The organism is Streptomyces sp. NPDC043726 (genome assembly GCF_056436565.1).
In genome coordinates, this window is the sequence record NZ_JBWKCI010000002.1 from 489,398 (window position 1) to 501,309 (window position 11,912).

General features: G+C 70.0%; 8 protein-coding genes. 5 read left to right on the top strand and 3 right to left on the bottom strand.

Annotation, left to right across the window (positions count from 1 at the left end):
- Positions 1-37: 37 nt before the first annotated feature.
- The 3 genes from AC068Z_RS06980 to AC068Z_RS06990 all read right to left on the bottom strand — a co-directional run bounded on the left by AC068Z_RS06980 (position 38) and on the right by AC068Z_RS06990 (position 4,738).
- Entirely contained in the window at positions 38-2,203 is a 2,166-nt protein-coding gene (locus tag AC068Z_RS06980) for a 3-hydroxyacyl-CoA dehydrogenase NAD-binding domain-containing protein (RefSeq protein WP_478553056.1), read from the bottom strand.
- Between the two features lie 59 nt (positions 2,204-2,262).
- Complete coding sequence (locus tag AC068Z_RS06985; protein WP_478553058.1) at positions 2,263-3,465, bottom strand: acetyl-CoA C-acetyltransferase; 1,203 nt, start codon at positions 3,463-3,465, stop codon at positions 2,263-2,265.
- Between the two features lie 112 nt (positions 3,466-3,577).
- Positions 3,578-4,738: a CaiB/BaiF CoA transferase family protein gene (locus tag AC068Z_RS06990; RefSeq protein WP_478553059.1), complete on the bottom strand. Its 1,161-nt coding sequence runs from the start codon at positions 4,736-4,738 to the stop codon at positions 3,578-3,580.
- 646 nt (positions 4,739-5,384) lie between these two features.
- Here AC068Z_RS06990 and fabG point away from each other — a divergent pair.
- The 5 genes from fabG to AC068Z_RS07015 all read left to right on the top strand — a co-directional run bounded on the left by fabG (position 5,385) and on the right by AC068Z_RS07015 (position 11,874).
- Positions 5,385-6,146, top strand: a complete 762-nt coding sequence (gene fabG, locus AC068Z_RS06995; RefSeq protein WP_478553061.1) for a 3-oxoacyl-ACP reductase FabG — start codon at positions 5,385-5,387, stop codon at positions 6,144-6,146.
- A gap of 170 nt (positions 6,147-6,316) precedes the next feature.
- Complete coding sequence (locus tag AC068Z_RS07000) at positions 6,317-8,212, top strand: AMP-dependent synthetase/ligase (protein ID WP_478553063.1); 1,896 nt, start codon at positions 6,317-6,319, stop codon at positions 8,210-8,212.
- A gap of 47 nt (positions 8,213-8,259) precedes the next feature.
- Positions 8,260-9,417, top strand: coding sequence for an acyl-CoA dehydrogenase family protein (locus AC068Z_RS07005; RefSeq protein WP_478553065.1), 1,158 nt, complete (start codon positions 8,260-8,262; stop codon positions 9,415-9,417).
- A 421-nt stretch (positions 9,418-9,838) separates the two neighbouring features.
- Positions 9,839-10,573 carry a hypothetical protein gene (locus tag AC068Z_RS07010; RefSeq protein ID WP_478553067.1) on the top strand — a complete coding sequence of 245 codons (735 nt, stop codon included), beginning with the start codon at positions 9,839-9,841 and terminating at the stop codon, positions 10,571-10,573.
- A 206-nt stretch (positions 10,574-10,779) separates the two neighbouring features.
- The gene (locus AC068Z_RS07015) at positions 10,780-11,874 is read left to right on the top strand and encodes a hypothetical protein (protein WP_478553069.1); all 1,095 of its coding nucleotides are present in this window, start codon (positions 10,780-10,782) and stop codon (positions 11,872-11,874) included.
- Positions 11,875-11,912 lie beyond the last annotated feature (38 nt).

The following is an 11,912-nucleotide window of genomic DNA, read 5'->3' on the forward strand; positions in this document are numbered from 1 at the left end:
GCGGTTTCCGTGCTCACCGCCGGGGCGCCCTGACGGGTCACTCGTAGGTGTCCCCGCGCTCTGCCATCGCCACGAGCGAGGCGGGCGGTTCGAACCGCTCGCCGTAGCGGGCGGCGAGTTCGCGTGCTCGGGCCACGAAGCCGCTCGGCCCGCCCGCGTACTGGTTGATGTACTGCAGGACGCCGCCGGTCCAGGCGGGGAAGCCGATGCCGATGACGGAGCCCACGTTGGCGTCCGGCACGGACCGCAGCACGCCCTCGTCGAGGCAGCGCACCGACTCCAGGGCTTCCACGAACAGCATCCGCTCGACCAGGTCGGTGAAGGGCACGTCGACGGATGCCGAACCGAACGCCTCGGTGAGGCCCGGCCACAGGCGTTCGCGCCGGCCGTCGACGTAGTCGTAGAAGCCGGCTCCCGCCAGGCGGCCCGGCCGGCCGAACTCGTCCACCAGGCGGTCCACGACCTCGAAGGCCGGGTAGTGCACCCAGGGACGGCCCTCGGCCTCGAAGGCGGCCCGGGTCTCCGCGCGAGCCTTCTGGGCCAGCTTCATGTTCAGCTCGTCGGTCAGCGCGAGCGGCGCGGTGGGGTAGCCCGCCTGAAGGCCGGCCTGCTCGACGGAGGCCGGGGCCACCCCTTCGGCGACCATGTTGACGGCCTCGTTGAGGAAGGTGCCGATGACCCGGCTGGTGAAGAAGCCGCGGGCGTCTCCGACGACGATGGGCGTCTTGCCGATCTGCTGGGCGAGGTCGAACGCCTTGGCCAGGGTCTCGTCGCTGGTCTTCTCGCCGACGATGATCTCCAGCAGGGCCATCTTGTCGACGGGTGAGAAGAAGTGCAGCCCGATGAAGTCCTCGGGGCGTTCGACGCTGTCGGCGAGGCCGGTGATGGGCAGGGTGGAGGTGTTCGAGCCCAGTACGGCGTCGGGCGCGACGACCGGCTCGATCTCGGCGAACACCTTCTTCTTCAGCTCCGTGTTCTCGAACACGGCCTCGATGACGAGGTCCGCGCCCGCGGCGTCCTCGACGCTGTCGGTGGCGGTGATGCGGGAGAGCACCTCGTCGCGCTCCGCGGGCGTGAGTCTGCCGCGGGAGACGGCCGCTTCGAGGAGCTTGCGCGAGTAGTCCTTGCCGCGCTCGGCGGCTTGCGTGCTCACGTCTCTGAGGACGACGTCGATGCCCGCCTTGGCGCACACGTAGGCGATGCCGGCGCCCATCATCCCGGCGCCCAGGACGACGGCCCTGCGCACGGTGTGCTGCGGATGGCCGGCGGGGCGGCTGCCGCCCCGGGCGATCTGCTGGGCGTCGAAGTGGAACACCTTGATCATGTTCGACGAGACCTGGCCGCAGGCCACCTCGGCGAAGTACCGGCTCTCGATCCGGAACGCCGTGTCGATGTCGACCTGAGTGCCCTCCGTGGCGGCTGCCACGATGCGGTGCGGGGCGATCATCGGCGTGCCGCGGCCCTTGGTGCGTACCGTCGCCGTGAGTGGTGCGACGACGGTGGAGTTGAAGGTGTGGGACTTCGCGGTACCGCCGGGAATGCGGTACCCCTCGGTGTCCCACGGCTGCACCGCGACGGGATGCTCGGCGATGTACGCCCTGGCCCGCTGCACGAGGGCCTGAGGCGAGTCGGCCAGTTCGTCGACCAGTCCGTGCGTCAGCGCGTCGCCGGGTGTGAACTGCCGTCCGGTCAGCAGGACTTCTGACAGGGCGTTGCGCAGGCCCATCATGCGGACGGTCCTGGTGACTCCGCCGGCTCCGGGCAGGAGGCCCAGGGTCACCTCGGGTAGCCCGATGCGCGTGCCGGGCGTGTCCAGGGCGACCCGGTGGTGACACGCCAGAGCGATCTCGTAGCCGCCGCCCAGCGCGGAGCCGTTGATCGCTGCGACGACGGGCCGGCCGAGGCGTTCCAGCCTGCGCAGCAGGCCCTTGAGCCGGTCGGTGGCCGCGGCCATCTCCGCGGCTCGCTCAGGTGCTGTCCGGCGCAGCTGGGTCAGGTCGCCCCCCGCGAAGAAGCTGCGCTTGGCGGAGGTGAGGACGACGCCCGCGATGCTCTCGCGTTCGGCTTCCAGCCGGTCGACGGTCGCGGTCAGGGAGTCGCGGAACGTGTCGTTCATGATGTTCGCGGATCCGGCGGGATCGTCCATGGTCAGAACGACGACGCGGTCCTCGTCCTGCTCCCAGTGGATCATGTTGTCAGTCATGCGAGGGGTCCTGTTCGCTTGTGGGGCACGGGTGAGGGGCGAGGCGGGCGGTGGGCCGGTCACAGCCGCTCGATGACGGTGGCGATGCCCATGCCGCCGCCGATGCAGAGCGTGACCAGGGCGCGCCGGGCCTGACGGCGCTCGAGTTCGTCCAGGACGGTGCCGACGAGCATGGCGCCGGTGGCACCCATCGGGTGGCCCATGGCGATCGCCCCGCCGTTGACGTTGACCTTGTCCATGGGCAGGTCGAGTTCCTTGACGAACTTCAGCACCACGGAGGCGAAAGCCTCGTTGAGTTCGAAGAGGTCGATGTCGTCGGTGGTCAGCCCGGCCATGTCCAGCACCTTGCGGGCGGCCGGCGCAGGCCCGGTGAGCATGATCACCGGATCGGCGCCGGTCAGCGCCGCGGCGACCACCCGTGCCCGCGGGGTAAGGCCGTAGCGGGCACCGATCTCCTCGCTGCCGAGCAGCACGAGGGCCGCGCCGTCGACGATGCCGGAGGAGTTGCCGGCGGTGTGGACATGGTCGACGCGCTCCAGCCAGTGGTACTTCTGCAGGGCGATGCCGTCGAAGAGCCGGCCCATGGCGGCGAACGACGGCGGGAGCGCGGCGAGCCCCTCCAGGGTTGTGGGGCGGACGAGTTCGTCGTGGTCGAGCATCGGCACACCGCGGTCGACGACGGGGACGACGGACTTGGCGAAACAGCCGCCTTCCCAGGCCGCGGCAGCGCGCTGCTGGGACATGTGCGCGTAGGCGTCCACGTCGTCTCGGGTGAAGCCTTCGACGGTGGCGATGAGGTCGGCGCCGATGCCCTGCGGCACCATCTGCGCCGCGGTGGTGGTGTCGGGGTCGAAGGCGACGGGGCCGCCGTCGGAGCCCATGGGGACGCGGGACATGGACTCCACGCCGCCGGCGATGATCAGGTGGTCCCAGCCCGAACGCAGCCGCGCGGCGGCGGTGTTGACGGCCTCCAGCCCCGAGGAGCAGTAACGGTTGAGCTGCATGCCGCAGACCGTGTCGGGCAGCCCGGCGGCGAGCGCCGCCGTCTTGCCGAGGTTGCCGCCCTGGTCGCCCAGCGGCATGACCGAGCCGAGGACGATGTCGTCGATGGCGGCGGGGTCGAGGTCGGGATGGCGGCGGCGCAGTTCGTCGATGAGCCCGGTGAGCAGGGTGATCGGCTTGGTGCCGTGCAGAGCGCCGGTGTGCTTGCCGCGTCCGCGGGGCGTGCGGATCGCGTCGTAGATGAATGCCTCAGTGGTCACGGTGAGTCCTTCGGTCGAGTGGTGGTGAGCGGGACGAGTCGGAGCCGGGGCGCGGATTTCCGTACTCGGGTCCCTGCGCGAGGTGGAACGGTCGGGTCTGCTCGGCCGCGCGTCAGCTCTCGTCGGCCTGAGCCGGCCCGGCGGCGGCCACGACTCCGGCCGCCAGGAGTTCTTCGACGTCGTCGACGGAGTAGCCGGCTTCCGTGAGCACGGCCCAGGTGCCCTCGCCGGGGCGGGCGGCGCGCGTCGGCGGGGAGCAGGGGGTGTCCTGGAAACGGGGTGCGGGCGCGGGCTGGAGAACGCCGTCGGATTCCACGAAGCTGCCACGTCGCGCGTACTGCGGGTGATGCGGTGCCTCGTCGAGGGTGAGCACCGGAGCGAAGCAGGCGTCCACGCCTTCGAAGGCCTCGCACCACTCGTCGCGCGTGCGCCGGCGGACCGCCTCGGCGACGAGCTTCTTGCGCTCCGGCCAGGTATCCGTACCGACGTCCTCCATCAGGGCGTCGGCGTCGAGGCCGAGCGTGGCGTACAGGGCGTGGCGGAACTGGTGCTCGATGGCTCCCAGCGCGACGTAGCGCCCGTCCGCCGTCTCGTAGGTGTCGTAGAAGTCCGCGCCGCCGTCGAGCCAGTTGGTCCCCGGCTCCGCCGACCACAGACCCTGCTGCCGCATGCTGTAGAAGATGCTCAGGAGCTGGGCGGCGCCGTCGATCATGGCGGCATCCACCACCTGGCCACGCCGGGTGGTACCACGGGCGAGGAGTCCCGCCAGGACGCCCACGGCCAGCAGCATCCCGCCGCCGCCGAAGTCCGCGACGATGTTGAGCGGTACGACCGGGCTGCCACCGGGGCGACCGATCGCGGCCAATGCCCCTGACAGCGCGGTGTAGTTGATGTCATGTCCGGCGACCTGTGCCCACGGGCCGTCCTGGCCCCAGCCGGTCATACGGCCGTACACCAGCCGGGGGTTGCGGGCATGGCACTCCTCGGGCCCCAGCCCGAGGCGTTCCATGACGCCGGGGCGGAATCCCTCGATCAGCACATCCGCGTCCTCGACGAGGCGCAGGACCACGGACGCGCCCTGGGGTGACTTCAGGTCGACGGCCACGGAACGGCGGCTGCGCCGCAGGGTGACGTCGTGAAAGGACCGCCCCACCTCCGAGGGCCGGTCGACGCGGACGACCGAAGCGCCCAGATCGGCCAGGACCGTCGCACAGAACGGTCCTGGCCCCTGCGCGCCGATCTCGACCACCTTCAGACCTGACAACGGGCCCATGCTTGTTCGCCTCCTTGTCCGCACGCCGCCGTGCCGGGCGGTCGGCCGTGCGGAACACGGCGCGGCCGGTGCCCGCCCTCGATGCGCGGGCACGAGGGGGCCGGAGGCGTGGGGGTTGCGTTGAGAAATGGCGTAGGAGGAACGCGGGGGCTCTGACCCACCTGCGACCTCGTCGCGACCTGGAGTCCTCGGCACGGCCGACGCGCGAAGGCGACGACGGTGTGGAACTCGCGGTGGGTGACCGCCCGGTCATGGGCGCCGCTGCCCAAAGTGTTAGCCGCGACCGGCGTTTGTGTCCAGCGCGGGTGCTACGTGTTCACGGTCACACGCATACGTCAGGAGGCGGCACCGGGCGCCTGGAGCGTCGCCCGCGCTCTCCCCATGACCGAGGCCACTGGCGCCCGGCGGTGTGTTCGCCGTGCCGTACGACGGTCCGCCGCCTACCCCCGTGAGCGACGGACCAGTACTCCTACGGATGCGGGCGGCGAGGACCGCGCCGTTGGATGGCCCGAACGTCGGCGGCACCGCCCGGGTGACGGCGGTTCCACCGGCGCAGACGTGAATGTTGGCTCACCTTTCCCGCAAGCCGGTCGGCATGCGCGGCGACGCCCGCGGTTCTGTCCGGCCACTGCCCCAGGAGGTTCCCATGTCCTCATCCGCTGGTCGCGTCGCCGTGGTGACGGGCGCCGCCCGTGGAATCGGCGCGGCGACCGCCGCCCGTCTGGCGGCCGACGGCATGGCCGTGGCCGTCCTGGACCTCGACGACCAGGCCTGTTCGCCGGTCGTCGACGCCATCGAGGCGGCGGGCGGCAAGGCGCTGCCTGTGGCCTGCGACGTCCGCGACGGCGACCGGGTCGCGGCCGCCGTCGCCCGGGTCGCCGAGGAACTCGGCCCGCCCACCGTGCTGGTCAACAACGCCGGAGTGCTCCGCGACAACCTGCTGTTCAAGATGACCGACGAGGACTGGGACACCGTGATGGACGTGCACCTGCGCGGTGCCTTCCTGATGACCCGGGCGGTCCAGGCCCACATGACGCGGGAAAACTGGGGACGGATCGTCAACCTGTCCTCGATCTCCGCACTCGGCAACCGTGGCCAGGTCAACTACTCGGCCGCCAAAGCCGGTCTGCAGGGTTTCACCAAGACCCTGGCTGTCGAGCTCGGCAAGTTCGGGATCACGGCCAACGCCGTCGGACCGGGTTTCGTCGTCACCGAGATGACTCGCGCGACGGCACAGCGGATGGGCGTGCCCTTCGAGACCCTGAAGCAGCGCATGGCCGAGGAGATCCCGGTGCGCCGCGTGGGCGTCCCCGAGGACATCGCCCACGTGGTGTCGTTTCTCGCGAGCGAGCAGGCCGGCTATGTGTCGGGCCAGGTCGTCTATGTGTCGGGCGGCCCCCAGGCATGAGCGCGGCAACCCGGGCATTCGCTTGGGTCCCCTCTCAAGGGGGAGATGCGCCCATCACCCTCCCCAGCGAGCCGGCACCCGTACCGCGGCGCACCCGCCGCGGTACGGGCGCAGGTTCCGAAGCCGCCCGAGCGGCGCTCCTCGCCCTTTCCGACCGACCGGAGGTGCCCGTGACCGAGAAGCACACCCCAGACAGCCGCCCCCCGTCCATCGCGCACCTCTTTTTGTCCAGGGTGGGGGAGCATCCCGACAACGAGGCGTACCGGTTTCCCGCGCCGCACGCCGATCCCGCCGGCTGGTCCTCGCTGACCTGGGGGCAGGCCGGTAGCCGCACCAGGCGGATCTCCGCCGGCCTGATGTCACTGGGCGTGCGAGCGGAGGACCGCGTCGCGATCGCCTCGGGCACCCGGGTGGAATGGTTCCTGATCGACCTCGGCATCATGTGCGCCGGCGCGGCGACCACCACCGTGTATCCCACGACGGACGCGGACGAGATGGCCTACATCCTCGCCGACTCCGGCAGCCGGGTCGTCTTCGCCGAGGACGCCGGGCAGCTCGCCAAGCTGACCGACCAGCGCGACCGGTTGAAGGATGTCATCGCCGTCGTCGTCCTGGACGAACTGCCCCAGCAGGGTTACGGCGTTGATGCCGCCGGGTGCGAAGTGCTGTCGCTGGCCCAGCTGGAGGAGCGCGGGCAGAGGCACCTCGTCGCCGACCCGAGTTGCGTGGAGCGCGCGGTCGCGGCCATCGATCGCGAGCACCTGGCCACGCTGATCTACACCTCAGGCACTACAGGCCGTCCCAAGGGCGTACGGCTCGTCCACGACTGCTGGGTCTTCCAGGCCGGGCTGACCGCCGACGCGGCACTGCTGACGACGGACGATCTCGACTACGTGTGGCTGCCGCTGGCGCACGCCTTCGGCAAGAGCCTGCTGTGCGCCCAGGTCGCGGCGGGGCATCCGCTGGCCGTGGACGGCCGGCTCGACCGCATCGGCGAGAACCTCAGAATCCTGCGGCCGACGGTGATGTCATCGGTACCGAGAGTCTTCGAGAAGATCTACAACGGATTGGTGGCCGACGCCCGTTCCCGGGGCCGGCTCGCCGAACGGACCTTCCGCTGGGCGGCTGCGGTCGCCCGTGAGTACGCGGCGACGGCGCAGGCGCTGGGCGTGGCCCGCGGGGCCGGCATGGAGACCGGGCGGGCGCTCGTGCCGTGGGGGCTGCGTGCCCGGCACGCGCTCGCCGACCGCCTGGTGTTGCGCCGGGTGCGGGAGGTCTTCGGCGGCCGTCTGCGTGCCTGCACGTCCGGAGGCGCCCCGCTCGCACGCGACATCAGCCGCTTCTTCAGCGGCGCGGGCGTGCCGATCCTCGAAGGCTACGGCCTCACCGAGAGCGCGGCGGGAACGTCGTTCGCCGTGTTGGAGTACCGCATCGGCACCGTGGGCGTATCGCACCCGGGCACCGAGATCCGCATCGCCGACAACGGCGAGGTGCTGCTGAGGGGCCCGCACATCATGCGCGGTTACCACAACCTGCCCGAACGGACCGCCGAAGTCCTCCAGCCGGACGGCTGGTTCCACACCGGCGATCTCGGCGAGCTGACCCACGACGGCTACCTGCGTATCACCGGCCGCATCAAGGAACTGATCAAGACATCGGGCGGCAAGTACGTGGCCCCCGTCGAGATCGAGAGCCGTTTCAAGGGCGTCTGCCCCTATGTCAGCAACATCGTGGTGGTCGGCGACAACCGCAACTTCTGCTCCGCCCTGATCACCCTCGACCAGCAGGCGATCATGGGATGGGCTCGGACCAACGGCCTGGCCGGTCTGTCGTACGCGGAGGTGTGCACCTCCGCCGCAGTCGACCGGCTCGTCGGCGGCTACGTGGACCAGGTCAACGCCAGGCTCCAACGCTGGCAGACCATCAAGAAGTTCGCCGTGCTGCCCCGCGATCTCTCGCTGGAGCGCGGCGAGGTCACCCCCAGCCTGAAGGTGCGGCGCAAGGAGGTCGAGGCGTCCTTCGCCGACGTCATCGATGCGATGTACGAGGGCTCCCGTGAGCGCTGATTTTCCCTACCGCGGCCAAGAACACACCAGTGAAACAAGGAGATCCCATGCGCCGTACGGTGTTCACCGACGACCACGAGGCGTTCCGGTCCGTTCTGCGTGACTTCATCGCGCGGGAGGTGTCGCCGGTGTTCCCGGAGTGGATGAAGCAGGGGCACCCGCCCCGGGACTTCTACCGCCGACTCGGCGACCTCGGCGTGCTCGGCATCCAGGTACCACAGGAGTACGGCGGAGCCGGTGAGACGAGCCTGAAGTACTCGATGGTCGTCAGCGAGGAACTGACCAGGGCGGCCGTCAGCTTCGGCAACGCGCCCCTGCACACCAACCTCATCCTGCCGTATCTGCTGGCGTACTGCTCCGAGGAGCAGAAGAAGCGCTGGCTGCCCGCGTTCGCCGGCGGCGACATGATGACGGCCATCGCCATGACCGAGCCGGGAACGGGCTCGGATCTGGCGGGCATCAGGACCACGGCACGGCTGTCGGAGGACGGCACCCATTACATCCTCAACGGCACCAAGACCTTCATCACGGGCGGAGTCCTGGCCGACCGGGTTCTGGTGGTGTGCCGCACCTCCGCCCCCGTGGACGCGGACCGGCGCGGCGGCTTGACCATCCTGTGCGTCGACGCGCGCAGCGAGGGCTACGCCGTAGGACGTGAGCTGGAGAAGATGGGACTGAAGACCTCCGACACCGCGGAACTGTCGTTCACCGACGTTCTGGTGCCGGTCGAGGACCGGCTCGGCGAGGAGGGCAAGGCCTTCGCATACCTGACGCACAACCTGCCGCAGGAGCGGCTGACCATCGCCATCGACTCGTGCGCCATGGCCACAGGCGCCCTGCGCCAGGCCGTTGACTACGTACGGAACCGGACGGTCTTCGGCCGGCCCGTCGCGTCCTTCCAGAACACCAAGTTCGTCCTCGCCGAATGCGCCGCGGACTTGGAGGCCATGCAGGCCATGGTGGACCGCGCGGTGCATCTGCACGACGAACGGGATCTCAGCGTCGCCGACGCCGCGAAGGTGAAGCTGTTCTGCACCGAGACCGCGAGCAGGGTGATCGACAAGTGCCTCCAGCTGCACGGGGGTTATGGCTTCATGACGGAGTATCCGATCTCCAGCTACTACACCGACATCCGGGTGTCCCGCATCTACGGCGGCACCAGCGAGGTGATGAAGATGATCGTGTCCAAGTCACTGGGCCTCTAGCGCTCTGACCGCATGAGAACTCCTCACGAAATGATCTTCGAGGTGGTGGGATCACTCCGGAACCGATGATCCGGGGGTGCGAGGTGGCGCGTCCGAAGCCGTGGGATGTTGTCCAAGTCCGGTGTTCCAGGGCATCCGGTTCGTGCTGCACGCCGGGATCGTCGTGGAACACCTGCCGCTCACCGGCGGCGACCGCAACGACGTCACCAAGCTGATCCCCCTGCTCCAGGCCGTGCCGCCGCCGGGTCCGGGACCTCGGTGCGAAGCCGTAGACCGCCAGCCGCGGCACCGAGCATGGTCCCGGCCTGTAAGTCCGACGCTGGTTATCGGCAGGAGCTCTTGGGCCATCGAATCCCCCTGCACGTGCCGTGCCTTGACCGCATACAGTCAGCGAGGTTCAACAGGGGAGGGAAACCCGCACGTGAAGCACCACATCGCCAACCGCGCCGCCACCGCGTTGCTGTGCGCCGCCACCACCGTGATCATCACCGGCTGCAGCCCCGACAGTACGAAACACCCCTTCGACGCCATGACGCCCGAGGAGATCGACAATCAGGCCCGGGAAGTCACCAGGAACACTACGAGCATGCGCCTCACCGGCAAGCTCAACAGCGACGGCCGCCAAGTAGAGGTCGACCTGGCCATGGACGTCCACGGCTCCTGCAACGGCACGGTAGGCAACTCCCTGGGCCCCATGCAGATCATCAAGAAGGGCTCCCTCGTCCACGTCAAGGCCGAGGAGGACTTCTGGCGGGCCACCTTCAGCCGCGGGATGACAGCCGAGCAGGCCGAGGAGATGGTCACCCTCTTCAAGGGCCGCTGGATCAAGCCCCCCACCATGATGTCGGAGACTCTTGGGCGCATATGCGAGGGCATCAACGTCCTGCTCGAGGCACTGAGCCCGGTATCCGACGGAAACTCCACCCGCGAGGCCGATGCCACCGTGGGCGGCCGGCCGGTCGCCGTGCTCACCGAAAGGACCACGACCGAGACCACGACCGTCTACATCGCCAAGGAAGGCAAGCCGTACCTCCTGAGGTGCACGGTCGCAGGCGGCAACGAGCCTATGGACCTCACCTTCAGCGACCACCACAAGCCCGTCGACACCACCCCACCGCCGCCCGACCAGATCGTCGACCCCACCAAGCTCCACTGATCCTGCGCGGGCCGCGGCACGTCGGACGGACGCCTTCACCAGGGTCACCCTCGACGACTTTCGCCCCGTGCCGCGGATCGTCGTCGGCTTTCCGTGGTCTCGGCCGAGCCACATAGGGTGTGGGTCTCATGCTCGGCAGGCATTGCCTGCTGGGTTCGGGCGGAGGAATTGCCCAGGCATACGATCCCCTGGAAGGGGGTGATCGCATGGCCGGTGCTCGGCGGTCCTGGGTGCGGCTCGGTGAGTGGTTCGGACACGCCGCACGGCGGCGCGCGGGGGAACTCGCCGAGGTGGAGACGCGTATCACCGCGTTCGGGGTCGCGCTTGACGAGCACGAGTTCTCGCCCGGAGAGCCGGGGGCCACCGACGCGATGCGCGCCGACCTGGAGCGTGCCCTGGACGCGTACGAGGAGGCGAAGCGGGCATTCCTCGGGGACCGGGACCTGGAGGACGCCCTCGACGTGCTGCGGGCTCTGGACGACGGGTGGCATGCGCTGGCCTGTCTCGACGCCCGGCGGGCGGGGCTCCCGCTGCCCTCGCGCCTTCCGCTGTGCTTCTTCGACGCCCGGCACGGGCGAGCCGTGCGCGAGGTGCCCTGGGCGCCGGCGAACGGCGCCTATCGCAACGTCGCGGTGTGCACCGCGTGCGGCGCACGGCACAACGGCTCACCGGGAGCGCTGCCCGCTGCCCGGCGGGCGAGGTCCGGGGCCGTGACGCGGCCGGGGACCGTTCCGGTCACAGCCTCGTCCCGGGTGGGTGAGCGGACGCACGGGACGGGTCCCGGCGACGGGCGGGTGCGGCTCCCGGTGGCAGGGCGGCCCGCAGTGCTGGTGGTTCGCACCGACGGCGCCGAGCAAGTCACCCTCGTCCTGCTGAACGGCGATCAGCGCAAGGGCTACAGCCTGGGCGACGGTTTCGAGCCGGTGTACGCGCGGGTGCCGCTGCGGCGCTCGGGCAGTCGTGACCTGGCCCGTTTCCGGTTGGACTTTCGTGACGGGGCCAGTACCGACTGGGAGGCGTGGGCCGAACCCGTCGAAGCCGTACCGGAGTTCACCGAGCGGATCCAGGGATGCGGCGGCGATCTCGTACGGTACGCGGGTCCCGGTGGACCGGCGGTGCTGCGGCATCGCGGGCGCGGCGAGGTAAGGCTGCTGGCCTTGGACGACGACCTCGCCGAGTGGGTCGAGGTGGTCCGCGGCAAGGGCGACGAGGACCTGTCGCTTCGGCTGCCGGGTCACGGCGTCTACCAGGTACAGGCGCGAGGCAGTTGGGTCATCGAGACGGACGCGCGAGGGCATTGAGTCAGGGCCCTTCGTTTCGATCACGCCCGTCCGATGCG

Excerpts from the sequence above, each read along its gene's own strand:
- AC068Z_RS06980 (WP_478553056.1), bottom strand. The coding sequence starts at position 2,203 with ATGACTGACAACATGATCCACTGGGAGCAGGACGAGGACCGCGTCGTC.
- AC068Z_RS06990 (WP_478553059.1), bottom strand. The coding sequence starts at position 4,738 with ATGGGCCCGTTGTCAGGTCTGAAGGTGGTCGAGATCGGCGCGCAGGGG.
- fabG (WP_478553061.1), top strand. The coding sequence starts at position 5,385 with ATGTCCTCATCCGCTGGTCGCGTCGCCGTGGTGACGGGCGCCGCCCGT.
- AC068Z_RS07005 (WP_478553065.1), top strand. The coding sequence starts at position 8,260 with ATGCGCCGTACGGTGTTCACCGACGACCACGAGGCGTTCCGGTCCGTT.
- AC068Z_RS07015 (WP_478553069.1), top strand. The coding sequence starts at position 10,780 with ATGGCCGGTGCTCGGCGGTCCTGGGTGCGGCTCGGTGAGTGGTTCGGA.